The following is a 25,195-nucleotide window of genomic DNA, read 5'->3' on the forward strand; positions in this document are numbered from 1 at the left end:
AATTATCTGTTTTCCAACTCAATATTCACACTGTTCAGGTCAGGCCCGTGCTGTCTGCCTGACCTGTCACGGGTGAAAAACCTGCAGCACAATACGCTATCGTCAGTCATGACCAGGGGGCCAGTACGGCACGGCAGCGCATTCTGCCAGCTATACAGTATATAGACACTTCGCACGGGGACATAATTCCAGTCGGAAACTTCTTACTCCAGAGGAAAAAACGGCATGGAAACCGTCGCTGATCAGACCTGGCCAGCCGATGGCGTGGGCTGCTGCGCAATCCACTGCATCAGCGCCGCGTTGTTCATCGGACGGGCATAGTAGTAACCCTGAATGTACTCCACGCCGCGATTTTTCAAATATTCCCGCTGCAGTGTCGTTTCCACACCTTCTGCCACGATGTTCAGCGCCAGCTTCTGTGCCAGCAGGATAATGGCATCCAGCACCGGCGTCGTGCCTTCCAGCGTCTCGATGGCGTTGACAAAGCCTTTATCGATTTTCAGATAGTCGATCGGGAAGGTTTGCAGATAGGACAGTGAGCAGTGGCCGGTGCCGAAATCATCAATAGCGACCTTCATACCTGCGAGCCGCAGCTCTGCCAGTTTGTCTCCCACTTCCTCGCCGTCGCGGATCAGGCTGCGTTCCGTCAGTTCCAGCGTAATACAGGCATTAAGATGGGCAATATCGTGAGAAAACTGGCGCATATCACTGACAAATTCATCATGTTGCAGGTGCTCGGCCGCCAGATTAATACCAATATTGAAATCGGCGGGGACCTGCCAGCTGGCGCAGTCTTTTGCCACCAGCGCCAGTAAATGCCGGGTAAGGGGAATAATCATCCCTTCATCTTCGGCTGCGGCAATAAAGATATCCGGGCGCACCCAGCTTCCATCCGGACGCTGCCAGCGTAACAGCGCTTCGGCCCCGGATAACTCGCCCGTCGCCAGATTACACACCGGCTGATAGTTCACGGTGAATTCGCCGCGGGCGATACCCCGGCCAATCTCATCGTGGAATGAGCTTCTGCGCTTCAGCCAGTTAAGCGTGATCATGATGAACAGCAGGGACAAAATGATCGCCATGGGCAGGAAGGTGAACAGGGTCTGCCGCCAGCTTTGCAGCGCCTCGGTGCGTGGCGAGGTGATGGCCACTGTTATCGGGTAGCGGTTGTCGGAGCGGGTATAGCGGGTGGTGCCAAGGATACCCTGATAGATATAGAGCGGTTTACCGCTGGAAATACGGTAGCCGTCGCCAAACTGCATGGTGATATGGTAGCCATGCTTGATACCCGCTGCGGTCATAAAGTCGATCAGGTACTGCCCTTCCACCAGCGCATAGCGACCAAAACCCTGGGCATCTTCGCGCATAAAGACCACGGCAGGGCGATCTTTCATGCTGTAGGTTCCGTCCACAGAGAGCATCCATGATGCCGCGCGGTGTTCAGGCGGCGGAACCAGAATCATATTTTGTACGCTGCCCCTGATCGCCCCAAAGGCTGAGGAGCAATAGACCTGCTCGCCTTTCGCGACGCCAACAGAGCGAAAGTAGGGGTAGATGGTGCCGTACTGCTGGAGCACTGAGCGGATCGCCCGGCAGTCCTGGTCCCTGAACGCGTTGAGGCGGTCGGTCATTGACCAGGCAAGATCACTGATATGAGCAGCTTGTTCCAGCAGCATAGAGGCCGTGAGTTTCTGCTGATTAACAACAGACTTACGTGCTTCAATAAAAGTGAAAACGAGGCAGAGTACCAGCGGCAACAGCCCGGCAAGGATTAGCCAGATCTTTTCATGCTTAGGCTTTACGAGTGCTTGCAAGCGCTTCCCCTGTGAGCTGCTTAAAGAGATCGCAGCGGCGGTGTACGATCAATCATTCTCCTGTGCACTCCGTGAGTCATACCCGCCACGGATCGCGTTACTATTATGCAAATTATCGTTCAATTCACCATCTCTCAGGCTGAAATCTTTTTTCCGCCATGTTTTCCTTCTTTACCCCTTATTATCCGCTGCGGCTGAAGAGGGAGAAAAAGCCGCTTTTCTTTCCGTCGCGGCAGGGCAGGACTTGTCGCCACTCACGCGCTGACGTACTGTATTTTTTCACTTCTCATGGAAGCCAGACAATGAACATCAGCGATATTCCTTTTGGCACCACCACCTGGTCGGCGCTGGAAGCAACGGAACATCCGGGAGAAACGGGCACGGCCTGGTGGCGCACCCGGCAGTTCGGCGAGATACGTGTCAGGAGGGTGGACTATACCGCAGGGTATCTGGCCGATCACTGGTGCAGCAAAGGGCACATTCTGCTGTGCCTGTCCGGTGAGTTACACACGGAGCTGGAGGATGGGCGGGTATTTACTCTGACGGCGGGCATGAGTTATCAGGTGGCGGATAACGCAGAAGCACACCGTTCCTGGACCGAGAACGGTGCACAGCTTTTTATTGTCGACTGACGCCTGTCCTGCAAACAGCAGGTGCACTGGCGACACCTGCTGTTTCCGATATCAGTCAGCGTTAAAAAAGGTCTGTTTTAACGCCAGCTCCACGCCGCGAATTTCCGCCAGCCCCTTCAGACGGCCAATCGCTGAATAGCCGGGGTTGGTTTTTTTATGCAGGTCATCCAGCATCTGATGGCCGTGATCCGGACGCAGCGGAATGGCTCGCTGATTGCCTGCGCGGCGGCGCTTCTGCTCTTCGGCCAGGATCACCTTAATCACGCCAACCATATCGACATCCCCCGCCAGATGTGCGGCTTCGTGGAAGCTGTTCGGGTTCGCTTCGCGCAGGGTTGAGCGCAGATGGGCAAAGTGAATACGGTCGGCAAAGGTTTCCGCCATTTTCACCAGATCATTATCCGCGCGCACGCCGTAAGAGCCGGTGCAGAAGGTGAAACCGTTATGCACGCTGTCGACGGTCTCTTTCAGCCACTGCATATCGTCGATCGTCGACACGATGCGCGGCAGGCCGAGGATCGGGCGCGGTGGATCGTCCGGGTGTACCGCCAGCACGATGCCGGCTTCCTGTGCTACGGGGACCACAGCGCGCAAAAACGCGGCCATATGTTCGCGCAGCTTCGCGTGGTCGATGCCGTCATACTGCGACAGCTGCGCCTGAAATTGCTCCAGCGTGTAGCCCTCTTCCGCCCCCGGCAGCCCGGCGATAATATTGCGCGTCAGGGTGTCGATCTCCTCCTGACTCATGGCGGCAAAACAGGCGGCGGCCTGCTGCTGCTCATCCGGGCTGTAATCCTGCTCTGCGTTAGGGCGTTGCAGGATATGCAGCTCGAACGCCGCAAAGGCAATATGGTCGAAGCGCAGCGCTTTGGCACCATCCGGCAGCGTCCAGCCGAGATCGGTGCGCGTCCAGTCCAGCACGGGCATAAAGTTGTAGCATACGGTGTCGATGCCGCAGGCACCGAGGTTGCGTAGCGACTGCTGATAGTTGGCGATGTATTTTTGGTAATCGCCGCGCTGCGTCTTAATCGATTCGTGGATTGGCACGCTTTCCACCACTGACCACACCAGGCCTTTTTCTGCCAGCAGGGCCTGGCGTGCTTTTATCTCCTCCACCGGCCAGACATCGCCGTTAGGGATGTGGTGCAGGGCAGTGACAATGCCGGTGGCCCCCGCCTGGCGGGCATCGTCCAGTGATACCGGGTCTTTAGGGCCGTACCAGCGCCATGTGTGTTCCATGTGATCTCCTTGCGGGGCTTTTTGCTGAGACCGCCCCGGATGATGAGTGGTTCGTTTAATTAATCTGCAATCGGGTCTTTCACGATAAAGAAGTAAGCCAGTGCGCCCGCGAAGGTCACGCAGGAGCAGATCACCAGCGCCATATTGAACGAACCGGTGGTATCGACCACCCAGCCGGTGACAATCGGCGCAAATGAGGCACAGATAAAGCTGCCAAAGTTCTGAATACTGCTGACTGAGGCCACCATGCGTGACGGGGACATGACCTGCACCAGACCCCATGCCGAGGTGCCGGCGAAGTGGACGAAGAACAGCGCCAGGCTGATAAAGCCGACGGCCATGGCGGTCGAGGTGGACTGCACCACCAGCAGGGTGCAGGCCGCAGAGCAGACCAGGCCAAAACAGATCAGGGCTTTACGGGTTTTTGCCAGCCCATAACCACGGCGGGCGAGGCGGTCGGCGACGGTACCGTTCACCAGCATCCCTATTGAGCCAAACAGAAACGGAATCGCGGCGACCCAGCCGGTGCTGGCGAGGCTCAGGCCCCGCTCGGCCTGAAGGTAACCCGGCAGCCAGGAGAGATACAGCCAGCCGGTGTAGTTCACGCCGCTGAAACCGAGGATCATCCCCCACACGGTGCGTTTTTTAAACAGCGCGCCCCACTCCTTCAGGGACACGCGGGTTTTTTGCGACGGCGTGGAGCCCTGGTTCAGGTACTGTTCTTCTTCCGGGGTCAGCGCGAAACGGTCGCGGTTGCGATACCAGGCATACCAGCAGAGGGCGATCGCGACCCCGGCTACGCCGATAATCACAAACATCATGCGCCATCCGAAGGCCAGCATCAGTGCCACAAGGATTGGCGGTGCAAAGGCCTGGCCAAAGGTGGTGGAGGAGTTAAAAATGCCCATCGGCAGACCGCGCTCGCGGGCATTAAACCAGTCATTTACCACCTTGACGCCGCTGGGCATAAACGGTGCTTCACCGATGCCCAGCCCGATACGCAGCATAATAAAGTGGCTGAAGCTGTTCACCGCACCGGCCATCGCCTGCATTACCGACCAGAACAGCAGGCCGCCACCAAGCACGATACGCGGGCCGAAGCGGTCCAGCAGCAGTCCACTGGGCAGCTGGGAGATACCGTAAGAGAGGGAAAACGCCGACAGCAGTACGCCAAACTCCGTGGCAGACAGGCCGAGATCGTTGCGGATCGCCGCATTGGCGATCGACAGGGATCCGCGATCGAGGAAATTGATAATCCCGGCGAGAAACAGCAGGGTCAGCGACACCGTCTGTATCCGTTTGAGCCGGCTGGATTTCTGGAGAGGTGATTCAAAGGCTGAAACCGTCATCGGCGTTCCTTGTACGGCTCAACGGCCGTTTTCTTGTCAGAGCGTCACAGGGGAAAGTGTCTGGCCCAGTGGTCAGGCCGCTGGACCAGAGAATAAACGCGAAAGGGCGTTAAATACCGTGATGGCGATCGCAGCATGGGGATCGCGGGCCATTTACACGCGACCGAAGCGCTGTGATAAGCTCTGCTCATCACATCGTCCGCGTTGGAATGGGTATGGAATTACCGACACTGAAAGTTGAGCGCCTTTACCGGCAGATTTCTAACCTGCTGATTGGCTGCATTAAAAAGGGACAGTTTCCCGCCGGGGCGATTCTGCCGCCGGAGCGTGAGTTAGCCAAACAGCTGGGCGTCAGCCGTTCGTCGATTCGTGAGGCGCTGATTGCGCTGGAGATCACCGGTTGGGTTGAAATCCGCACCGGCAACGGCGTGTACGTGATGGACCCGCTGCCGCAGACTGAGGCCGCCCCGGCGGAGGAGGAATTCAGCCTGAAGGCGCTGATTCAGGCGCGTCAGGTGTATGAAGCGATGACGGCAGAGCTGGCCGCACGCAACGGCAGCGACGATCAGCGTGCAGAATTGCAGGAGATCACTCAGGATCTCATCCAGTTACACATCAATGACGACAAGTTCCTGCGGGAAGATAAACGCTTCCACCTGCTGATTGCCGAGATGACGGGCAACGAGGTGCTGCGCGACATGATGGAATACCTGTGGAATAAGCGGAAGAGCTCACGCTTCGTGCGGCTGGAAAGCCACTACGCGGAGAGTGATTTTCCGCGTGAGATGAATCAGGATCATGAGGATATTGCCCGGGCCATCATTGCCCGCGATGCGGTACAGGCCCGTGCCTGCATGGCGCGTCATTTACAGCATGTCTACGATCGCTTGTTTATCGAATAAGCGGGCTGACAGGGCGGGCGGAGCGAAAAAAGCCCCGACCCGACCCGACGCCTGTCACCGTGTTACAGCGATTTGCGGCCGTTGCCTAACAGGATCGCCAGCTTGCTGCCGCCGGGGGTGGTCTCCATCAGAATTTTACAGACGCTGGTGAGCGGAACCGACAGCAGCATACCCACCGGGCCGAGCAGCCAGCCCCAGAAAATCAGCGACAGAAACACCACCAGGCTCGACAGACCCAATCCGCGTCCCATCACCCGGGGTTCCAGCAGGTTGCCCAGCAGCATATGAATAGCGATAAACAGTGTCGCAACCAGCCCGGCTTCCAGCGGCGTGTTCAGCAGCAGCGCCTGTAAAACCGGCGGAATGCCGGCGATCACCGGCCCGATATTGGGGACAAAATTAAGCACAAAGGCCACCAGGCCCCACAGCAGCGCAAATTTTACCCCCAGCGCCATCAGCGCCAGCCATACCAGAATGCCGGTCGCCAGGCTGATCAGCGTTTTCAGCGCCAGATAGTGCGTCACCCCTTTCAGCGCTCTGTGCAGCCCGGCAATGCGGATCTGCGGGTTGACCAGCGCATAGCGCAGCTTGTACGGCAGATGGTGAACTTCAAACAGCATAAAGATCACCGTCATCATCACCAGAACGATCTGCGTCATGGCCCCCGAGAACTGGCCGAGCATGGTGGTGGCGACATCCATCACCGCGTTGGGATCCAGCCGCTGCGCCAGCGATTCAGGAGAAATCATGATGTGAAATCGCGCGGCAAAGTGCTGGATGATGGCGAGTTTCTGCTCCGCCTGCGCCTGAAGCTGCGGATACACCTCGCTGAACTCCTGCAGTGAACCGGCAATCATCGCAATGATCAGCGCCAGACCAATCAGCACCACCAGGACCACCAGACTGATAGCGAGGCCGCGACGGATGCCGCGCCGCATCAGCCAGGTGACCAGCGGGTTCAGCACGATGGCGAAAAACAGCGCCATCAGAAAAGGCACCATAATCTCAGCCGACAGCTTGATCCCTCCCAGGATCACCACCAGGGTGGCCAGTTTCAGTAAAATATTTTGCCCGATCTTTTCCTGCGGCAATGGGGTCATCGCGCCTCCGTTTAAGAACTCTGCGCAGCAATTGTAGCGGTTGTTACCGAGCCGCCACTCACTTTAGGAATGATCGGATTTTAGCCCATCACCGCTATCCGCGTTCACGCCGCTGCAGGATAGCCAGCGCGGTGAGCATCAGCGCCAGACCGGTCGTCATCGCGATGCTGGCCATCGCCATACCCTGGCCCACGGAACCCTGCTCAAACTGACGCCAGATAAACACGGACACGGTCTGCGTACCTGCCGGGGCCAGCAACAGCGAGGTCACCAGTTCGCGCGAGGCGATGGCAAAGACCATCAGCATGGCCGCCAGCAGGCTGGGGAACACCAGCGGGATGACGATATGGCGCAGTGCCGCCAGGGCGCTGGCACCGTGAACCCGGGCGGCGGGTTCCAGATTGCTGCCGAGCTGCTTCAGCGCACTGCTGACATAGCGCACCGGCCACGGCAGCAGCAGACAGCAGTAAGAGAGCAGCAGGATCGGCCAGCTGTTATAAGGCGTCACAGGCCAGAAGGGCTGGTTCCACAGCAGAATCAGCCCGACGCCCACCACCACGCCCGGCAGCGCCGCCGGCAGCAGGGAGAGCGCATCGATCAGCGCGGCCCCGCGAATGCGGCGAACCACCACCAGCCAGGCAGCCAGGAACCCCAGCAATCCGGTCACCAGCGACGTGCCCAGCGCCAGGCCAACGCTGGTGGAAAGGGCCGTCACGGCATCCCCCTGCAGGGCAAACAGGGCAGCAAAGTGGCGCAGCGTCAGGTTGCTGAGATGCATTCCACCGGACAGCGTGGAAAGCAGTGCCGTCAGCAGCATGGAACTCATCGGGATCGCCACCATCACGGTCGCTACCGCAGCAAACAGCAGCAGCACCGGCCAGCGCCACGGTCCGAGGGGGCTGCCGCTGTTCTGCGCCGGTTTGCCGTTAATGCTGGTGACATCTTTATGGCCCACCCACCGTTTCTGTAAGGCAAACGCGGCCAGGGCCACCATGACCAGCAGTACTGACAGCAGCGACGCCCCTGGCAGATCAATGGGCCAGTCGGCCAGCCGCTCTTCGATACCGACCGTCAGCATCACCACCCCGGCACGGGAACCCAGCGCGGCGGGAACGCCGTACTCTTCAATCGCCAGGGTAAAGGCCAGCAGTACGCCTGCCGCCAGCGCCGGCAGCAGCATGGGCAGGGTGACATGCCAGAAGGCGCGCCAGGCGCTGGCACCGTGTACCCGCGCCACGATAGCCAGCTGCTGTCCGCTCGCCAGCAGGCTGCGTGATACGGCAAAGTAGACCACCGGAAAAATATTCAGCGTCATCACCAGCGTAATGCCGCTCTGGCTGAACAGCAGATCGTTGAGATCGACGCCGATCGCCTGATACAGATAGCCGTTGTGCTGCAGCGCCAGCATCCAGCTGAGGGCAGAAATATAGGGTGGGGTCAGAAACGGGATCAGCAGCAGCAGATCCCAGAGACGCGCCAGCGGCAGATGAAACAGCCCGCGCAGTGTGCCGAGCGGGATACCGATCAGCGCACTGAGCAGCGCCACGCTCAGGCCGGTTGTCAGGGTGCCCCGCAACAGCGCGGGCAGCTGCGGGTCGGCCAGCAGCCGGGTGACAGGGGTGAATGCTCCGGCCAGCGAGCCCTGTGCCAGCGCCGGAAACAGCGCCTGCAGCAGGATAAACAGCAGCGGCAGCGCCACCAGGATCAGCAGCAGCGCCACGGTCAGCAGCGGAAGTATACGTGAGGTCATCGCGGGTTCCTGAAGGGGGGCGCAGGTGCGCCACCCCAGGCAAGATTAAGGGTGGCTGAACAGCGTGCCAAAGCGTTGCAGGACGGCGCTACGGTCAGCGCTGCCACCGCTCTGGGCCGGCAGAAGCTTGAGATCGCGAAGCAGGGGACGTTTGCCGCCGACATCGGAGCGCGCGGGCATTAACCACGCGTCGGCCACTTTCTGCTGCCCCTCTTCTGACAGCACATAGTCAATAAATGCTCTGGCATCCGCCGCGTGCGGGCTGCTTTTCAGGATCATCATCGGACGCGGTGCCACGACGGTGCCGCTGGCGGGGAAAATCACTTTAATCGCCTCACCGTCCTGAATGCTGCTATATGAGACGTAATCCACCGCACCAAAGACAGCAGCTTTCGCGCCCTGCAGCACCGGCGTCAGCGCCTGGGCATTGGGTCCGGCAATGACCATACCGTTCATTTTTAGCCTGCTGAACAGAGCCCATGCGTCGTCGCCCATACTGTTCTGCAGGCCGATCAGCAGGTCGAGAGAAGCACCGGACAGTGACGGGTCGGGGGTGGTCACCCGGCCTTTAAACTCGGGGCGGGTCAGGTCGTTCCATTCTCTGGGCTCCGGGGTGCCGCTCCCGGTATTCCAGACGATCCCCAGCGCGGAAATGCCCTGGGCAACGTAAGCGTCGGTTTTAAATGCGGCCGGCACCTGTTTTGCGTTGGGGCTCTGGTACGGCAGCAGCCAGCCGCGCTGCTCCAGTTCTTCGGCCGTATCCCAGGAGGCAGAAATCAGCACATCGGCCTGCGGGTTGGCCTGTTCGGCCTCCAGCCTCGCCATCACCTTTCCGGTCGTGGCCTGAAATATATTCACTTTGACGCCCGTCTGCTTTTCGTAGCCTGCGGCCAGGCTTTTCGCCAGCGAGCCCGGCCCGGCGGTATATACCGTCAGCGCCTGTGCGTCAGCGATCATCATGCCGGAAGATAACAGCATCGTTAACAGTGCTCCTGTTTTCATCGAATTCAATACGTTCATGCAAGTTCCCCGGAGAGTGACGTAACGGTTTGACGGGCGGCAACCGATCCGGCCGACAGCCAGACGATACGATCGGCCAGCATTTCCGCCTCGCTGCGATCGTGGGTGACATAGACGGCGGTGGTGCCGAGCTGGCGCAGCAGGCCTGCCATCTCACGGCAGAGGGATTCACGCAGGTCGCGGTCAAGATTCGACAGCGGTTCATCGAACAGCAGGATCGCCGGTTCAGCGATAATCGCCCGTGCCAGTGCGACGCGCTGCTGCTGGCCGCCGGAGAGGTCGGAGGGCTTACGCCCGGCAAAATCAGCCAGACCCACGCGTTGCAGAGCCATCATTACCCGCTCGTCGCGTTCGCGTGCCGGCACCCGGCGCATCAGCAGCGGAAAGGCGACGTTCTGCGCCACGTTCATATGCGGCCACAGGGCATAGTCCTGAAAGACCATGCCGATATCGCGCTGTTCGGGAGGGATGCAGACGGCGGCGCTGGCCATCAGCCGGTCGCCAAAATGCAGCGTGCCCTGCCGGGGTTGCAGCAGCCCGGCGAGTATTTTCAGAAGGGTACTTTTGCCGCAGCCCGAAGGGCCGAGCAGCGCGACAATGCTGCCTGCCCCGATGTCGAGATCGAGATGGTTGAGCACCGTCTGCGTGCCGAAAGCATAGTGAATGCCCTTCAGCGTCACGGAAGTGGGAGAACGGACCATATTGTTATCCTCTTTGGGACTTTTCCCCCCGGAAATGGGGAGTTACGGGGAGTATAGGGAGGGTGTATGACGGATTTATGGCGAAAGAAAGACGCCTGCGCTTGTTAACGGTTGCAGGATTTCGGGTATAGTAAGTGTCACTCTTTTTGACCCTGCGAGCAGGATTTTCATGTCTGAGCAGCCCGCCGGTACCACCGCGCTGAGTGGCTTCCGTTTAAATCTGCGTATTTTCTCCGTTGTGATGTTTAACTTTGCCAGCTACCTGACCATCGGCTTACCGCTGGCGGTGCTGCCCGGCTATGTCCATGATGTGATGGGCTACAGCGCGTTCTGGGCAGGGCTGGTGATCAGCCTGCAATATCTCACCACCCTGATCAGCCGTCCGCACGCCGGGCGCTATGCCGATCTGTGGGGGCCCAAAAAAGTCGTGGTCGTCGGGCTGTGTGGCTGCTTTATCAGCGGCCTGTGCTATGCGCTGGCGGCGATCAGCAGTGCCCTGCCGCTGCTCAGTTTGCTGCTGCTGTGCACGGGCAGGCTGATACTGGGCGTCGGGCAGAGCTTCGCCGGAACCGGCTCCACGCTGTGGGGCGTCGGCGTGGTCGGCCCACTGCATATTGGGCGGGTGATCTCCTGGAACGGCATTTTTACCTATGGCGCAATGGCGATTGGCGCACCGCTCGGCGTGGCAATCTTTGACCGGGGCGGGCTGCTGCTGCTGGCGGGGATCATTACGGCGATTGCGCTGCTGGGCATTCTGCTGGCGCTGCCCAGGGCGCAGGTCAAAAGCAGCGCAGGCCGGCCGCTGCCGTTTCGTGCCGTGCTGGGCCGTATCTGGCGCTTCGGCCTGCTGCTGGCGATGGGGTCGGCAGGTTTTGGCGTAATCGCCACCTTTATCACCCTGTTTTATCAGGATAAAGGCTGGGATGGGGCGGCCTTTGCGCTGACGCTGTTCAGCGTGGCTTTTGTCGGTACGCGGCTGCTGTTTCCTCATGCGATTACCCGGCACGGCGGGCTGAACGTGGCGCTGGTGTGCTTTGCGGTAGAAGCTCTCGGGCTGTTTATGGTCTGGGGCGCTGGGGATCCCTGGCTGGCACGCGGCGGGGCGCTGCTGACCGGGGCCGGGTTCTCGCTGGTCTTTCCGGCCATTGGCGTGGTGGCGGTCAGTGCCGTACCGCCACAGAATCAGGGCAGTGCGCTGGCAACTTATACTGCGTTTATGGATCTGGCGCTGGGTATTACCGGGCCGCTGGCAGGGCTGATAATGAGTTCAATGGGGGTACCGTCGGTCTATCTTCTCAGCGGTTTACTGGCCTGTCTGGCGATGGCCGTAACGGTGCGTCTGAAAAAAGCGGTCCCGGCTTAGTGGGACCGTTGTCAAATGACACAGATAAGTCGGTTGCAGTTGCAGGGGCGATCATTTTTTTGAACGGCCCCAGCTGAGGGTATTGATGTCAGGTCAGTCCAGGGAGAGTCCCTGCCAGCGACCCGGGTGAAAGGATCACGCCTGAAGCAATGCGATGCTCTGGCGGATTTCGCGCTCAATATCGGCCGCACTCCAGCTATCCATCACTGAAGCAAACGGTTCGAAGGCATACACGCCGGTATAGCCTAACGCTTCCAGACGCTCGACCTGCCAGACGCTTTTCAGCAGGTCATCACTGCTTAACATCAGACGCTCTTCGTCGGTCAGTTCGCTGACCGGACGACCATCGATGACGCCGGACAGGTGCACCAGGCCAATCTGATCGATATCGATGCCGTCGGCAAAATCCTGCTCTGCGCCTTCATACAGGTGGTGATGGAAGGTATCCAGTACGATCTTAAAGGGCACGTTGGCCTGCCTGATCAACTGCTGTGCCTGTGTGGCAGAGCGCAGTGAACTGACCGGGAAGCCCAGTGGCTCAACAAGACCTTCAACACCATAGCGTGCAAACAGCGGGGCCAGCGTAGTCAGGGCCTGCCGGGTATCTTCAGCTGAAATCTTTGTGCCGTCGTTGAGCGGGCACATCACCAGCGCTTTGGCACCAATTCCCTGAGCATCTTTCAGCAGGCTTTCAGCACGGGCCAGCAGGTCATCACTGATCTGGTTGAACGGATAAAGGGCGTTGATGGTGACAATTTCCAGACCATACTTTTCCGCCAGCTCACGCACCTGCTGATGACTCAGGTTATCCGTGACGCTGCCGCCTTTCATATCGTTACGCAATTCGACTTTATGCAGACCCAGTTTTTGTACCAGCTGGAAAAAAGCGTCAATGCTCAGGGCTGGGGCGATTTTACGGTTAACACAAAAACGGGTTGGATCGATAGCCATCGTATGGCTCCTGTTGAGTAGGGTAGGAAGGTAAAAGGTTCATTAAGAGTGCCCGCCAGCCATTTATTGTTGATTACAGGCTGGTCAGGGGGGCTTCACGGACTACAGGAAAACATTTATTTCATATTTGGTGAATAATGAAATTTAAATTTTTAGATCCGTCTCGCAAAATTTCACTCCGGGCCTCATAAAAGGGCCCTGAATACAGAGTAATCCTGGCGTTTTAATGAGGGAGAAGTCAGCGATGCAGGAGGGGCTCACTGAAACGATTGCTCCGCGCGCTGCCTGCGCTGGGGGCTTTTTTCTTCCGCCGTCAGCATGGGGAGGAAATCCCCGACTCCCGCGAACTGAAAAATGCGATCCAGCCCGCTAAAAATGAATTTTCTAAAGTGAAATATTTGAAAAATTTATTTCAATATTATACTGTCTCAACACGAATCACGGTTTTACCCGGCGTGGCAGCGGTATGACGTCAGACTGCCTGCAAGGGAATTCATTACTAATACAGAGGCCAGCACATGACTATCGTAGGAAACTTTATTGGCGGTAAAACCTCTCTGAGCGCCAGCAACGAAACCATTCCAATTTACGATCCGGCAACCGGTCAGCCGGTGCGTGAACTGACGCAGAGCACCAGCGATGAAGTGGCCCATGCCATCGCCGTTGCGCATGAAGCCTTCGATAGCTGGTCCCGCACTTCTCCACTGCGCCGCGCCCGTATTCTGTTTAACTTTAAAGCCCTGATGGAAGAGCACCGCGACGAGCTGGCTGCTCTTATCGTCAGTGAACATGGAAAAGTCTGGTCTGATGCGCTGGGTGAACTGACCCGGGGTCTGGAAGTGGTCGAGTTCGCCTGCGGTATTCCGCACCTGATTAAGGGTGAAAACTCTGCCGATGTCGGTACCGGCGTGGACAGCTATTCATTAATGCAGCCGCTGGGCGTGGTGGCCGGGATTACCCCGTTCAACTTCCCGGCGATGGTGCCTCTGTGGATGTTCCCGATTGCTCTGGCATGTGGGAACACCTTCGTACTGAAGCCGCCAGCGCTTGATCCGTCAGCGGCGGTGCGTATGGCCGAACTGCTGACCGAAGCCGGTCTGCCGGACGGTGTGTTCAACGTCATTCACAGTTCGAACGACAATGCCGAGCAGCTGTATAAAGATCCGCGTGTGCAGGCGGTGAGCTTCGTTGGTTCTTCCGGCGTGGCAGAGCATATCTACACCACGGCCAGCGCCCACGGTAAACGTGTGCAGGCGTTCGGTGCAGCGAAAAACCACGCGATCGTGATGCCAGATGCTGACCTGGAGGCTACCGTAAATGCCATTATGGGCGGCGCGTTTGGCTCTGCCGGTGAGCGCTGCATGGCACTGCCAGTGGTGGTGGCCGTGGGTGATGACACCGCGGACAAACTGATTGCTGCACTGACTCCGCTGGTCAAAGCCCTGCGCGTCGGTCCTGGCATCCACAAAGGTAAAGACGAAAACGAAATGGGGCCGGTTGTTTCTGCCGCACACCAGAAGAAAGTGCTGGGCTACATCGATAAAGGTGAGGCTGAAGGCGCAAAACTGGTGGTTGACGGTCGCGGCATCCAGGTGGAAGGCCACCCTGAAGGCTACTATGTCGGCGGCACGCTGTTTGATAACGTCACCACTGACATGGTGATCTGGCGTGAAGAGATCTTCGGGCCGGTACTGAGCATCGTTCGTGCCCCGGATTACAAAACTGCGCTGGACCTGGTCAACAGCCACGAGTTCGGTAACGGCAGCGCCATCTTCACCAGCAACGGCCACACCGGGCGCGACTTTGTCCGTGAAGTGCAGGCGGGCATGGTCGGGGTGAATGTCCCGGTTCCGGTGCCGATGGCTTTCCACAGCTTCGGCGGCTGGAAACGTTCCGTATTCGGTGCGCTGAATGTGCACGGGCCGGATGGCGTGCGCTTCTACACGCGCATGAAAACCGCCACCGTGCGCTGGCCAAGCGGTCAGAAGACCGTGTCAGAATTCAGTATGCCAACGTTAGGTTAAATCTCAGCAGGGCGAGGTTGTCCTCGCCCTGACGGACAGAGAGGCTGTATGTCATTACTATCCAAAGTAAAAGAGCCGGATGCGCAGGGTCGTATCCAGCATGTTACCCCGGAAAGTGCAGGCTGGCGCTATGTCGGTTTCGACGCTTATCAGTTGAAAAAAGGTCAGACGCTGCAGCTGGAAAGCGGCAGTAAAGAGTTGTGCCTGGTGCTGGTTGCCGGCCTGGCGTCGGTGAAAACCCGCCTGGCCGAATTCCCGCATATCGGCAAACGCCTGTCTCCGTTTGAACGGACGCCTCCTTATTCGGTGTATGTCCCGGGTAACGAGCAGGTCGAGGTGGTGGCAGAGTCAGACCTTGAGCTGGCGGTGTGCAGTGCGCCGGCTACCGGGGGCAAGCTGCCCGCACGGCTGATCGCGCCCGCCGATGTCGGCGTTGAGCAGCGCGGCAAAGGTAATAATAAGCGTCTGGTGCACAATATTCTGCCGGATGACAAACCGGCAGACAGTTTGCTGGTGGTCGAGGTGTATACCGATGAGGGTAATACCAGCTCCTACCCCAGCCATAAGCACGACCAGGAAGATTCACCGGATGAAACCTACCTGGAAGAGACGTACTACCACCGTTTCAACCCGGAGCGTGGTTTTGCCATGCAGCGCGTCTATACCGACGACCGCTCGCTGGATGTCTGTATGGCCCCCTACAATCAGGACGTGGTGACCGTGCCGCGTGGCTATCACCCAATGTCGACCGTCGCCGGCTACGATAACTATTATCTGAATGTGATGGCCGGGCCGGTACGCCTGTGGAAATTTACCTGGGAGAAAGATCACGCCTGGGTGAACAGCGATGAGTATCCGCGTAAGGGATAATCCTGCAGGGGTAAGGCAGGCCTCACCCTGTTGATGTGAGCAACCAGCCGCGTCAGATGGGGTGTTGAAACGAGCGATAAAACGGGCAGTCCTTGCGGGCGGCCCGTTTTTTTTAGCTTTTAACGTTGGTCAGTGCCAGTGAAACCGCCAGCGTCTGGGCCAGGCACAGGGACGCTACCTGAGAGCGGAAACCATCGACCTGCGCCTCACGCACGACAAAGCAGACATCGCTGAAGGCGGCCAGCGGGCTGACCTGGCTGTCGGTGATCGCAATCTGATGCGCACCGCGTTTTGCTCCCAGCTCCACCAGTTCCACCGCTTCACGCGCGTAAGGGGAATAGCTGATCGCAATCACCACGTCTTTCGGGTTGACCATGCTTAACTGTTCGGCAAACATCCCGCCCAGCCCGTCGATCAGGAAAGCGCGGCGCTCCAGGTGGCGCAGGGCATAGGTCAGATAGGAGGCGACGCTGAACGAACGGCGTAAGCCAATGACGTAAATGTTATCGGCTTCATCCAGCATCTTCACCGCTTTTTCCAGCTGTTCAGGATTGACCTGCATCGCCAGCTGCTGCAGCGCCTGCGAGTTCACCATGGTGAACACATTGAGAATTTCTGCCGGGCTTTCGGGCGCGCTGGCGCTTTCATCGGTGGCGGTCTGGCGGAACAGACGCGCCCGCTCCGTGTAGTTGACCGTCTCTTCCATCAGGTGCTGACGAAAGACCTGCTTCATTTCATTGAAGCCGCTAAACCCGAAGGCATTTGAGAAGCGGATCAGCGTGGAGGGCGGAACATCGGCCTGCTGGGCGATAGAGGCGACGGTATCAAAGGCGATGCTGTTGCTGTTATCAAGAATATAGCGAGCCACCTGCTTCAGGCGTTTACTGAGAGTGTCGTAGCGGCGACGGATATCGTCCTGCAACAGAGAAAGTTGGGTCGGATTATTAGTCATTACACGGCTCGCAAAAAGGAAAATAGTGTTCTTCTGTGCGTTATTCTACCAGATGAACAAAAAATTTCACTTGATGAAGAAAGCGGCAGGCCGTATTTCATCAGGGTTGGGAATCAGTTCACAAAATCGTAACCTTCTGCCCGTAGCAGATAAAATAATTGATTCGTTTAATAAAAAAAGGGTAACCCTGTACCGGGTTACCCTTTTTTGTTACCCCTAAAAAAACAGGGGGGGTTATTTCGCCGGACGCGCCTCACGCCAGTAGCCGATCAGCGTCAGATAGTTGTTCTTCACCTTCTCGATCAGCCCGGCATCGTCCAGCTCACCCTGCAGCCACTGGCGTGATGGCTGGCCGAAGATGGTCCGCCCAACGGCAAATCCTTTGACCCACGGAGATTTTGCGGCGGCGGCGAAGCCTGCTTTCAGCTCCTCTTCCGGCGCGTCCAGGCCCAGCAGCAGGATGCCACGGCAGTGTGGGTCGTGCTGTTCAATCAGCGCACTGATCGCTTCCCAGCTGGCGTGGGACAGCGGCGGCAGTTTCCACCAGTCAGGCTGAATGCCCATGCTGTAGAAGTGAGTGAGGATCTCCAGATAGTATTTCTCATCCTTGTCCGGATGGCTTTCCGGCAGGATCACTTCCAGCAGCAGCTCGTGACCGGACTTGTTACAACCGTTCCACACGTCGAGGATCAGATCGTCCTGCTCTTTGCGCAGTTCCGCGCTGTCTTTCGGATGATAGAAGGTCAGACATTTGACCACGTGCTCCTGCGGCCAGTCGATCAGCTGGGAACCGATATTACCGTGTTCCAGACGCAGCGGCCGCGAGCTCGGTAGCTCAATCGGGCGACCGATCCACCAGCCTTTACCGGTGATGGCATTCAGCGCCGGCTGACCGTAAGTGGTATCGGCGAGGATGCCGCAGCGACCGTCGTCCAGCCCGGCTTCCTTCGCCGCCGCCTGAGCCCCCTGCAGCAGCAGCAGTTTCAGATCAGGGATACGGGCCGCGTCAACGCCCGCTTCGGCCGCCATATCAGCGAGCTGTTTGCGGTGGTCAAAGGCAAAAATATTCAGTTCGTGCCACTGCTGCTTGCGGGTCGTGACGCGATGCAGATGGTTAAGACGACTGTCGAGATCCGGTCGTTTCACGTCATTATCGCGGCCGAGGAAGTCATCCAGCTCTTCTTTGGTCGGCATTGCGGGAGCGCAGCCATGACGTGATACCACCAGTGCCCCGCAGGCGTTGGCATAACGGCAGGCCTGTTCCCAGCTCTCATCGTTCAGCCAGCCGCGCAGCAGGCCGGACATAAAGGCATCACCCGCACCCAGCACGTTCAGCACTTCCACACGCACGCCCGTTTGCAGCGTGGTCTGATCCCAGCTGTCCGGGATCTCCCCTTCAAACACCACGCAGCCCAGCGGGCCACGTTTGCACACCAGGGTGGCTTTGGTGGCTTTACGCACGTTTTTCAGTGCCGTCAGGCTGTCGGTGCTGCCCCCGGCGATATGGAACTCTTCTTCTGTTCCCACCACCAGATCGAAGTAGTGCAGCACTTCCTGCAGCTGCTGTGTCACACGCTCTGACGCCACAAAGCGTGTCTCGCCATCGCCCAGTGAGGTCAGGCCCCACAGTACCGGGCGGTAGTCGATGTCCAGCGCGGTACGCAGGCCGTGACGGCGGGCAATTTCCAGCGCCTTCAGCACCGCAGCACGGGTATCCGGGTGTGACAGATGCGTACCGGTGACGGCCACGGCGCGGGAAGAGGCAATATACTCTTCCTGAATATCGTCCGGCACCAGGCCCATATCGGCACAGTTATCACGATAGAACACCAGCGGGAAGGTTTCCTGATCCTTGATGCCGAGGATCACCAGACCTGTCAGGCGGGTTTTGTCAGTGATCAGGCTCTGAGTATCACAGCCGACGCGTTGCAGCTCTTCACGCAGGAAGCGGCCCATGTGTTCATCGCCAACGCGGGCGAGCATGGCGGATTTCAGACCCTGAATCGCGGTGCCATAGGCAACGTTTCCTGAGGAGCCACCCAGGTATTTCGCGAAGGTGGTTTCATCTTCAAGGCGTGCGCCAATCTGCTGGCCATAAAGGTCGACGGCGATGCGCCCGATACAAATCACATCAAGCCGCTTCTGTTGTGTACTCATACCTGTTGTTTCCTCTGTTTATACCCTGCCTGCTGGTCATTTAACGGCAACGTCAGTGATGTTGGGCAGTGCCGATGCTGTTGAGCTTTCCCGGCAGGTCGGGGCAATAAGCCCGATCGAATCCGGATCTAACATGACGCAAAGTATGAGGAATAAAAATTCCAAATTCAATATGAAATGAAATTATTGCCCCAAAAGTGTGAAGTGGTTAAAACTCTTGTATGGCGACTTTAGCCCCCTGTGGGATGGCAGGCGTTTCAGGCCATTCCAGAGATGTGAGCGGCATCTCAACTTTCTTAGACCCTGCAAGGGAACATATTGAAGTGAAACGATTTTTCGCTTTTTGATGTCACCGTATTGTTATTGTTTCATTTACGACCTGTTACTGCCCCTGTTAAGGCGGGTTTTACTGCAGAATTTGATCTCTCTCGCAAAATGAAATGTTTCTTCTGTAATTCTGTTTAGTGAAAAAAATATTTGTTTATAATCGGCTCACGTTTCACTTATAGCTGTCGCCGTTTTATTCCTCTGGCGACCACAAATGCGAACTCCGGTGGACCTGATGAAGCGGCCACTGATACTGAAAGGAAGAGCAAATGGGCAAGATCAGATTAACCACAGCACAGGCTCTGGTCAGATTCCTGGATAACCAGTATCTGTCGGTAGATGGCGTAGAGACCAAATTCGTTAAAGGGATCTTTGCCATTTTCGGTCACGGCAACGTGCTGGGCTTAGGCCAGGCGCTGGAGCAGGACAGCGGCGATATGGTGGTGTATCAGGGGCGAAATGAGCAGGGTATGGCGCATGCGGCTATCGGTTTTGCTAAGCAGAAGCTCCGTCGTGAGATTATCGCCTGCTCCTCCTCCGTCGGGCCGGGTGCCGCCAACATGATCACCGCGGCTGCCACTGCCACGGCGAACCGTATTCCTTTACTGCTGCTGCCAGGCGATGTGTTTGCCACCCGTCAGCCCGACCCGGTACTACAGCAGATCGAACAGAGCCACGACCTCAGTATCAGCACCAATGATGCCTTCCGCGCCGTCAGCAAGTACTGGGACCGCGTCAGCCGCCCGGAACAGTTGATGACCGCCTGTATCAATGCCATGCGTGTACTGACCGACCCGGCAGATACCGGTGCCGTGACGATCTCGCTTCCGCAGGACGTGCAGGGGGAAGCCTATGACTTCCCGGACTACTTCTTCCAGAAACGCGTACACCGTCTGGAACGCCGTCTGCCAACCGAAGGCCAGCTGGCCGATGCGCTGGCGCTGATTGCCGGTAAGAAAAAACCGATGATTATCTGCGGCGGCGGGGTGAAATACTCCGGTGCAGGCGATGCGCTGCGCGCCTTTGCGGAACGCTACAATATCCCGTTTGCGGAAACCCAGGCGGGTAAAGGCACTGTCGTCTCTGACCATCCGCTGAATGTGGGGGGCGTCGGTGAGACGGGCTGCCTGGCCGCGAACCTGCTGGCAAAAGAAGCAGACCTGGTGATTGGTATCGGGACGCGTTACACCGACTTTACCACTGCCTCCAAGTGGATCTTCCAGAATCCTGAGGTCAGCTATATCAACATCAACGTCAGTAACTTTGATGCCTACAAGCTTGACGCCGTGCAGGTGGTGGCGGATGCGCAGGAAGCCCTGACCGCGATTGACAGCCGTCTGGCGCAAACCGGCTTCAGCCATGGCTGGGGGGAAAAAGTGGCGCAGGCACAAAGCAAGTTGCTGAAAGAAACGCAGCGCGTTTACAACTCGGTCTACAGCGGTAGCGACTACGTGCCGGAAATTGATGACCATATGGATCGCGATGCGGTGTGGGCCGAGTTTAACCGCCTGACCGACTCGTTCCTGACCCAGTGCAGCGTACTGGGTACGCTGAATGAACATCTCCCAAAGGATGCAGTGATTGTGGCGGCCGCGGGCAGTCTGCCGGGCGACCTGCAACGCATGTGGCGCACCAAAGATGACAACAGCTATCACGTCGAGTATGGCTATTCCTGTATGGGTTACGAAGTCAACGCCTCCCTGGGCGTTAAGCTCGCGGAACCACACCGTGAGGTTTACACCCTGGTGGGGGATGGCTCCTTTATGATGCTGCACTCCGAACTGGTGACTTCAATTCAGGAAGGGGCGAAGATCAACGTCATCCTGCTGGATAACATGACCAATGGCTGCATAAACAATCTGCAGATGGAACACGGTATGGACAGCTTCACCACCGAGTTCCGCTTCCGTAATGCCAACGGCGGCAAGCTGAACGGCGGTTTTGTGCCGGTCGACTTCGCGGCGATCGCGGCAGGTTATGGCTGTAAAACCTATCGTGTCACTACGCTTGAGCAACTGGAGGCGGCGTTGAGTGATGCGCAGCAACAGACCGTATCAACGCTTATCGATATTAAAGTTCTGCCAAAAACCATGATTCACAAGTACTTCAGCTGGTGGCGCGTAGGTGGCGCCCAGGTGTCCCAATCAGAGCGCGTAGACGCCGTGGCCCGGATGCTGAACGAACATATCGACCAGGCGCGTGAATATTAATTATACCCTTCATTCTTCACGCTGCAGGTGCGTTGGCTGCGCCTGTTCACCCCAGTCACATAGTTATCTATGCTCCTGGGGATTCGCAGGCTTGCCGCCTTCCTGCAGCGAGAATTATTTTGGGTATAAATATTTGTTGTTTATTTAACGGGCATTTTTATTTCGCCCGCTCTTATCCCCCTACATGTAAGGACCTGTTATGACTTTAAAATTAGGTGTAATCGGAACGGGCGCCATCGGCCAGGAACATATTCGTCGTTGCAGCAAAGTGCTGCAGGGTGCGCAGGTGGTTGCCGTCTCTGATATCAACGTGGATGGTGCCAAAGCGGCGCTGGCGCGTATCGGTATTGACGCCGAGGTGTTTGCTAACGGCCACGATGTGGTGACGTCACCGAACGTGGACGCCGTGCTGGTCACCTCCTGGGATCCGACGCACGAAGAGTTTACCCTGGCGGCCATCGCCGCAGGCAAGCCGGTATTCTGTGAAAAGCCGCTGGCGATGAGCGCAGAAGGCTGCCGTCGCGTGGTGGATGCCGAAATCAAATTCGGCAAGCGTCTGGTGCAGGTGGGCTTTATGCGCCCTTATGACAGCGGCTATCGTGCGCTGAAAGACGTGATCACCAAAGGGGAAATCGGCGAGCCGCTGATGCTGCACTGCGCGCACCGTAACCCGACGGTACCCGAGAGCTACACCACCGATATGGCCATCACCAACACGCTGATCCACGAACTGGATGTGCTGCGCTGGCTGACCGAAGATGATTACAAATCGGTACAGGTGGTGTTCCCACGCTCTACCTCGAAAACGCACGGTAAACTGCGCGATCCGCAGGTGGTGCTGTTTGAAACCCGTAAGGGCATCCGCATTGATGTTGAGATTTTCGTTAACTGTGCCTACGGTTACGACATTCAGTGTGAAGTGGTGGGTGAAGAAGGCATCGCTAAACTGCCAGAGCCTTCGGCCGTGCAGATGCGTAAAGATGCCAAGCTGTCGACGTCAATCCTGACCGACTGGAAAGATCGTTTCATCGATGCCTATGACGTGGAACTGCAGGCATTTATCAATGACGCCACCGCCGGCACACTGACCGGGCCATCCGCCTGGGACGGTTATGCCGCCTCCGTGGCCGCCGACGCCTGTCTGAAAGCGCAGGAGAGCGGTGCGATTGAGCCGGTGGAACTGCCACAGCGTCCCGCCTTCTACGCCAAATAAGTCACTGGCGTCTGCAGCATGCGCGCTTAACCCCCGCCGTCACTGGCGGGGATCACCGCAAAACCGCGTACTGATTTATTCACGGAGAATCTGATGAAAATTGCCTTTGATGTTGATGTCATCCGGGATATGGGCATCACAAAAATGGTTCACCAGGTGGCTGACTGGGGCTACAAATATATCGAACAGTCCCCGCACCCACAGATCAACCCGTTCTATAAGCATCCTAAAGCCAGCCGCGAGATTATTACCGAATATAAAAACGCGCTGCGTGAGACCGGGCTGGAAATCTCCTCATTTATCGTGGTGTACCGCTGGTCCGGTCCGGATGAAGCGCGCCGTCAGGCCGCCGTCAGAAACTGGAAACGAATGATTGAGATCGCCGTGGAAACCGGCGTGCAGGTGATCAATACCGAGCTTTCCGGTAATCCGAACGAGCCTGAAATCTGTGAAGAGATGTTCTATCGCTCGATGGAAGAGCTGCTGCCGATCGTTGAACGTGAAGGCATCCGCATCGAAATTCAGTCCCATCCGTGGGATTTCTGCGAAGAGAGCAACGAAACCGCCGACATGGTGAAATCGTTCCGCAGCGAGAACGTCAAGTATCTGTACAGCGTGCCGCACACCTTCTTTTACGACAAAGGGAAGGGCGATGTGAAAAGCATGCTGGAGTATTCCGGCGTCGATCTGTCGCACGTGCTGATTGCCGACACCATGAACCACACCAAACACTGCCGCTATATTGTCAACCCGCCGGGCGTGGATGCGACGATCCACCAGCATGTGGGCGTGGGCGAAGGGGAAGTCGATTTTCAGACACTGTTCCAGACGCTGCGCGATATGGACTTTGCTAACCGCACGTTCAAGGTCGGCGGCGAGTCGATTATTGCCTCGTCACTGTTTGGCTATCCGGAAAAAATGAACCGTCAGGCAGTCGAAACGCGCGAGCTGATCGAACGTGAACTGCTGAGAAAATAATGCAGGGCGGCGAGTGCCGTCCGGTGAACCCCTGAGGCAACACCATGAACAAAGATAACGTCAGACTGGCGATTGCGCCGATTGGCTGGACCAACGATGACATGCCGGAACTGGGCAAAGAGAACACCTTCCAGCAGATCGTCAGTGAAATGGCGCTGGCAGGCTTTACCGGCAGTGAAGTGGGCAGCAAGTACCCGCGCGACCCGGCGATCCTGAAGCCGATGCTCGATATCCGCGGCATTGAAATCGTCAATGCCTGGTTCAGTACCTTCTTCGCCAACGGCGATAAAGCTAAAACCATCGATGAGTTTATTAACCATCGTGATTTTCTGCATGCGATGGGGGCGAAAGTCATTGGCTGTTCAGAGCAGAGCCTGAGCATCCAGGGTACCACCAAAGCCGTACTGGAGGAGAAGCCTCACTTTACCGATGAGCAGTGGCGCCTGACGGCAGAAGGGTACAACGAGCTGGCGAAACTGGCGGCGGAGAAGGGCATGACCGTCGGTCTGCATCATCATATGGGCACGGGTATCCAGACCTCCGCAGAGGTGGATCGTTTTATGGCCGAAACCAATGAAGATGTCTACCTGCTGTTTGATACCGGCCACGCTTACTATTCTGAAGGCACGCAGGAAGCCATGCTGGCCATCCTGACGACGTATCTGCCGCGCATCAACCACGTGCATCTGAAAGACGTGCGCGATGAGGTGGTGGCACAGGTGAAGACCCAGAAACTGTCCTTCCTGGATGGCGTGAAAAAGGGCACCTTTACCGTACCTGGCGACGGGGTGATTGATTTCGATCCGGTGTTCAAAATTCTCGACGACTTTGGCTATAAAGGCTGGATGGTGGTGGAAGCAGAGCAGGATCCCGCACTGGCGAACCCGTTTGAGTATGCAGTCAAAGCGCGCAAGTACATTCGCGAACACGCCGGCCTGTAACCGCCGGGGGGGACTGCAACAGAGGTTTACCTTTGCGCACGGGCCGATCGTTTTGTCGATCGGCCCGTGTCACGTCAGGCGAGAGCGTTATTTCAGCTCGATGGTGCTAATAATGCTTTCGGCTTCGGTCTGCGCCTGCTGCTGATTGTCGGCAGGCAGGGTGATTTGCAGCGTCAGAAGTTTACCATCACTTTTACCCAGCACCACGGAAGACCAGGATGACTGGTTATTGGCTGAGATCACGGTATCCAGCTGCTGGAGCTGCTTACCCTTCACCGTAATGGATTTGTTGGTCACGACCTGCAGTTGCGGATCACGGTTGCGCTGTTGAGCTTCCAGGCGACCGGCAAGGACGTCCAGACCTTCGTCAGTACTTTCCCCGTCAATGACGATAATGGCCTTCTGGCCTGACTCATCAGCATAGACGTGCATATTGTTCGCCTGGGTACCAAGCTTGCCGCTCTTATCAGACATACCCGCTGGCAGGGTAAAACTCAGCTTGCCATCCATCAGGGTGACATTCTGGTTTGACTGGCTGCTGCTGACGCCATTGTCATCGGCCGCCGCTTTCTCATCTTTTTTGCCATCACAGGCAGCCAGTCCGGCTACCAGTACAGCGATTCCAGCATATTTCAATAAGTTACGCATCAGGGTCCCTTTTCACATTGGTCGCGTAGAATTCAGGCTTTCAATACAAACGTA

21 protein-coding genes are annotated in these 25,195 nt (G+C 57.4%); 10 read left to right on the top strand and 11 right to left on the bottom strand.

Going from position 1 to position 25,195, the window contains the following annotated elements:
• Positions 1-242: 242 nt before the first annotated feature.
• Positions 243-1,814 carry an EAL domain-containing protein gene (locus tag EPE01S_RS18810; protein WP_062748218.1) on the bottom strand — a complete coding sequence of 524 codons (1,572 nt, stop codon included), beginning with the start codon at positions 1,812-1,814 and terminating at the stop codon, positions 243-245.
• A gap of 302 nt (positions 1,815-2,116) precedes the next feature.
• On the opposite strand from EPE01S_RS18810, the gene EPE01S_RS18815 reads away from it, so the two are divergent.
• Positions 2,117-2,446: a DHCW motif cupin fold protein gene (locus EPE01S_RS18815; RefSeq protein WP_062748222.1), complete on the top strand. Its 330-nt coding sequence runs from the start codon at positions 2,117-2,119 to the stop codon at positions 2,444-2,446.
• Positions 2,447-2,497: 51 nt separating this feature from the next.
• On the opposite strand, the gene uxuA is transcribed toward EPE01S_RS18815, so the two are convergent.
• The gene (gene uxuA, locus EPE01S_RS18820) at positions 2,498-3,685 is read right to left on the bottom strand and encodes a mannonate dehydratase (RefSeq protein ID WP_062748224.1); all 1,188 of its coding nucleotides are present in this window, start codon (positions 3,683-3,685) and stop codon (positions 2,498-2,500) included.
• Between the two features lie 59 nt (positions 3,686-3,744).
• Complete coding sequence (locus tag EPE01S_RS18825) at positions 3,745-5,034, bottom strand: MFS transporter (protein WP_062748226.1); 1,290 nt, start codon at positions 5,032-5,034, stop codon at positions 3,745-3,747.
• 215 nt (positions 5,035-5,249) lie between these two features.
• Between EPE01S_RS18825 and EPE01S_RS18830 the strand changes: the two genes are divergently transcribed.
• Positions 5,250-5,936 (top strand): FadR/GntR family transcriptional regulator, encoded by a 687-nt coding sequence (locus tag EPE01S_RS18830; RefSeq protein WP_062748227.1) that lies wholly within the window; start codon positions 5,250-5,252, stop codon positions 5,934-5,936.
• A 62-nt stretch (positions 5,937-5,998) separates the two neighbouring features.
• Here the strand turns inward: EPE01S_RS18830 and EPE01S_RS18835 are convergent, their stop codons facing one another.
• The 4 genes from EPE01S_RS18835 to EPE01S_RS18850 all read right to left on the bottom strand — a co-directional run bounded on the left by EPE01S_RS18835 (position 5,999) and on the right by EPE01S_RS18850 (position 10,507).
• Positions 5,999-7,036, bottom strand: coding sequence for an AI-2E family transporter (locus EPE01S_RS18835; protein WP_062748229.1), 1,038 nt, complete (start codon positions 7,034-7,036; stop codon positions 5,999-6,001).
• A 94-nt stretch (positions 7,037-7,130) separates the two neighbouring features.
• On the bottom strand, positions 7,131-8,786 hold the full coding sequence (locus tag EPE01S_RS18840) for an ABC transporter permease (RefSeq protein WP_062748232.1): 1,656 nt from the start codon (positions 8,784-8,786) through the stop codon (positions 7,131-7,133).
• Between the two features lie 45 nt (positions 8,787-8,831).
• Positions 8,832-9,806, bottom strand: coding sequence for an ABC transporter substrate-binding protein (locus EPE01S_RS18845; protein ID WP_062748234.1), 975 nt, complete (start codon positions 9,804-9,806; stop codon positions 8,832-8,834).
• Positions 9,803-10,507 (bottom strand): ABC transporter ATP-binding protein, encoded by a 705-nt coding sequence (locus EPE01S_RS18850; RefSeq protein ID WP_062748235.1) that lies wholly within the window; start codon positions 10,505-10,507, stop codon positions 9,803-9,805. The genes EPE01S_RS18845 and EPE01S_RS18850 overlap by 4 nt, the downstream gene beginning before the upstream one ends.
• Positions 10,508-10,676: 169 nt before the next feature.
• On the opposite strand from EPE01S_RS18850, the gene EPE01S_RS18855 reads away from it, so the two are divergent.
• Complete coding sequence (locus EPE01S_RS18855; RefSeq protein WP_062748236.1) at positions 10,677-11,870, top strand: MFS transporter; 1,194 nt, start codon at positions 10,677-10,679, stop codon at positions 11,868-11,870.
• Between the two features lie 135 nt (positions 11,871-12,005).
• On the opposite strand, the gene EPE01S_RS18860 is transcribed toward EPE01S_RS18855, so the two are convergent.
• A complete protein-coding gene (locus EPE01S_RS18860) occupies positions 12,006-12,821 on the bottom strand; it encodes a TIM barrel protein (RefSeq protein ID WP_062748238.1) in 816 nt (271 codons plus the stop codon).
• Positions 12,822-13,090: 269 nt separating this feature from the next.
• Between EPE01S_RS18860 and EPE01S_RS18865 the strand changes: the two genes are divergently transcribed.
• From EPE01S_RS18865 to iolB, 3 genes are read left to right on the top strand one after another with little or no spacing between them, the layout of a single operon-like run.
• Positions 13,091-13,291 (top strand): hypothetical protein, encoded by a 201-nt coding sequence (locus EPE01S_RS18865; RefSeq protein ID WP_062748240.1) that lies wholly within the window; start codon positions 13,091-13,093, stop codon positions 13,289-13,291.
• 48 nt (positions 13,292-13,339) lie between these two features.
• Positions 13,340-14,845, top strand: coding sequence for a CoA-acylating methylmalonate-semialdehyde dehydrogenase (locus tag EPE01S_RS18870; protein WP_062748242.1), 1,506 nt, complete (start codon positions 13,340-13,342; stop codon positions 14,843-14,845).
• Between the two features lie 48 nt (positions 14,846-14,893).
• On the top strand, positions 14,894-15,715 hold the full coding sequence (iolB, locus tag EPE01S_RS18875; RefSeq protein WP_062748243.1) for a 5-deoxy-glucuronate isomerase: 822 nt from the start codon (positions 14,894-14,896) through the stop codon (positions 15,713-15,715).
• A 112-nt stretch (positions 15,716-15,827) separates the two neighbouring features.
• Here the strand turns inward: iolB and EPE01S_RS18880 are convergent, their stop codons facing one another.
• Both EPE01S_RS18880 and EPE01S_RS18885 read right to left on the bottom strand, forming a co-directional pair.
• The gene (locus EPE01S_RS18880; protein ID WP_062748245.1) at positions 15,828-16,667 is read right to left on the bottom strand and encodes a MurR/RpiR family transcriptional regulator; all 840 of its coding nucleotides are present in this window, start codon (positions 16,665-16,667) and stop codon (positions 15,828-15,830) included.
• A 234-nt stretch (positions 16,668-16,901) separates the two neighbouring features.
• Complete coding sequence (locus EPE01S_RS18885; RefSeq protein ID WP_062748247.1) at positions 16,902-18,824, bottom strand: bifunctional 5-dehydro-2-deoxygluconokinase/5-dehydro-2-deoxyphosphogluconate aldolase; 1,923 nt, start codon at positions 18,822-18,824, stop codon at positions 16,902-16,904.
• Positions 18,825-19,420: 596 nt separating this feature from the next.
• On the opposite strand from EPE01S_RS18885, the gene iolD reads away from it, so the two are divergent.
• The 4 genes from iolD to iolE all read left to right on the top strand — a co-directional run bounded on the left by iolD (position 19,421) and on the right by iolE (position 24,493).
• Positions 19,421-21,361, top strand: a complete 1,941-nt coding sequence (iolD, locus tag EPE01S_RS18890) for a 3D-(3,5/4)-trihydroxycyclohexane-1,2-dione acylhydrolase (decyclizing) (protein WP_062748249.1) — start codon at positions 19,421-19,423, stop codon at positions 21,359-21,361.
• A gap of 199 nt (positions 21,362-21,560) precedes the next feature.
• Positions 21,561-22,574, top strand: a complete 1,014-nt coding sequence (iolG, locus tag EPE01S_RS18895; protein WP_062748250.1) for a bifunctional inositol 2-dehydrogenase/D-chiro-inositol 1-dehydrogenase — start codon at positions 21,561-21,563, stop codon at positions 22,572-22,574.
• A gap of 93 nt (positions 22,575-22,667) precedes the next feature.
• The gene (locus EPE01S_RS18900; protein ID WP_062748252.1) at positions 22,668-23,552 is read left to right on the top strand and encodes a sugar phosphate isomerase/epimerase family protein; all 885 of its coding nucleotides are present in this window, start codon (positions 22,668-22,670) and stop codon (positions 23,550-23,552) included.
• A 44-nt stretch (positions 23,553-23,596) separates the two neighbouring features.
• A complete protein-coding gene (iolE, locus tag EPE01S_RS18905; protein ID WP_062748254.1) occupies positions 23,597-24,493 on the top strand; it encodes a myo-inosose-2 dehydratase in 897 nt (298 codons plus the stop codon).
• An 87-nt stretch (positions 24,494-24,580) separates the two neighbouring features.
• Here iolE and EPE01S_RS18910 read toward each other — a convergent pair whose 3' ends face one another.
• Complete coding sequence (locus tag EPE01S_RS18910) at positions 24,581-25,141, bottom strand: DcrB family lipoprotein (protein ID WP_062748255.1); 561 nt, start codon at positions 25,139-25,141, stop codon at positions 24,581-24,583.
• Positions 25,142-25,195 lie beyond the last annotated feature (54 nt).

It is taken from the genome of Erwinia persicina NBRC 102418 (assembly GCF_001571305.1).
Lineage (GTDB): Bacteria > Pseudomonadota > Gammaproteobacteria > Enterobacterales > Enterobacteriaceae > Erwinia > Erwinia persicina.

What these genes read in the sequence shown, in the direction of transcription:
- EPE01S_RS18885 (WP_062748247.1), bottom strand. Translation starts at nt 18,824, where the DNA reads ATGAGTACACAACAGAAGCGGCTTGATGTGATTTGTATCGGGCGCATC.
- EPE01S_RS18850 (WP_062748235.1), bottom strand. Translation starts at nt 10,507, where the DNA reads ATGGTCCGTTCTCCCACTTCCGTGACGCTGAAGGGCATTCACTATGCT.
- iolD (WP_062748249.1), top strand. Translation starts at nt 19,421, where the DNA reads ATGGGCAAGATCAGATTAACCACAGCACAGGCTCTGGTCAGATTCCTG.
- EPE01S_RS18825 (WP_062748226.1), bottom strand. Translation starts at nt 5,034, where the DNA reads ATGACGGTTTCAGCCTTTGAATCACCTCTCCAGAAATCCAGCCGGCTC.
- EPE01S_RS18815 (WP_062748222.1), top strand. Translation starts at nt 2,117, where the DNA reads ATGAACATCAGCGATATTCCTTTTGGCACCACCACCTGGTCGGCGCTG.
- EPE01S_RS18855 (WP_062748236.1), top strand. Translation starts at nt 10,677, where the DNA reads ATGTCTGAGCAGCCCGCCGGTACCACCGCGCTGAGTGGCTTCCGTTTA.
- iolE (WP_062748254.1), top strand. Translation starts at nt 23,597, where the DNA reads ATGAACAAAGATAACGTCAGACTGGCGATTGCGCCGATTGGCTGGACC.
- EPE01S_RS18910 (WP_062748255.1), bottom strand. Translation starts at nt 25,141, where the DNA reads ATGCGTAACTTATTGAAATATGCTGGAATCGCTGTACTGGTAGCCGGA.
- uxuA (WP_062748224.1), bottom strand. Translation starts at nt 3,685, where the DNA reads ATGGAACACACATGGCGCTGGTACGGCCCTAAAGACCCGGTATCACTG.
- EPE01S_RS18900 (WP_062748252.1), top strand. Translation starts at nt 22,668, where the DNA reads ATGAAAATTGCCTTTGATGTTGATGTCATCCGGGATATGGGCATCACA.
- EPE01S_RS18870 (WP_062748242.1), top strand. Translation starts at nt 13,340, where the DNA reads ATGACTATCGTAGGAAACTTTATTGGCGGTAAAACCTCTCTGAGCGCC.
- EPE01S_RS18835 (WP_062748229.1), bottom strand. Translation starts at nt 7,036, where the DNA reads ATGACCCCATTGCCGCAGGAAAAGATCGGGCAAAATATTTTACTGAAA.
- EPE01S_RS18830 (WP_062748227.1), top strand. Translation starts at nt 5,250, where the DNA reads ATGGAATTACCGACACTGAAAGTTGAGCGCCTTTACCGGCAGATTTCT.
- iolB (WP_062748243.1), top strand. Translation starts at nt 14,894, where the DNA reads ATGTCATTACTATCCAAAGTAAAAGAGCCGGATGCGCAGGGTCGTATC.
- iolG (WP_062748250.1), top strand. Translation starts at nt 21,561, where the DNA reads ATGACTTTAAAATTAGGTGTAATCGGAACGGGCGCCATCGGCCAGGAA.
- EPE01S_RS18845 (WP_062748234.1), bottom strand. Translation starts at nt 9,806, where the DNA reads ATGAACGTATTGAATTCGATGAAAACAGGAGCACTGTTAACGATGCTG.
- EPE01S_RS18860 (WP_062748238.1), bottom strand. Translation starts at nt 12,821, where the DNA reads ATGGCTATCGATCCAACCCGTTTTTGTGTTAACCGTAAAATCGCCCCA.
- EPE01S_RS18840 (WP_062748232.1), bottom strand. Translation starts at nt 8,786, where the DNA reads ATGACCTCACGTATACTTCCGCTGCTGACCGTGGCGCTGCTGCTGATC.
- EPE01S_RS18880 (WP_062748245.1), bottom strand. Translation starts at nt 16,667, where the DNA reads ATGACTAATAATCCGACCCAACTTTCTCTGTTGCAGGACGATATCCGT.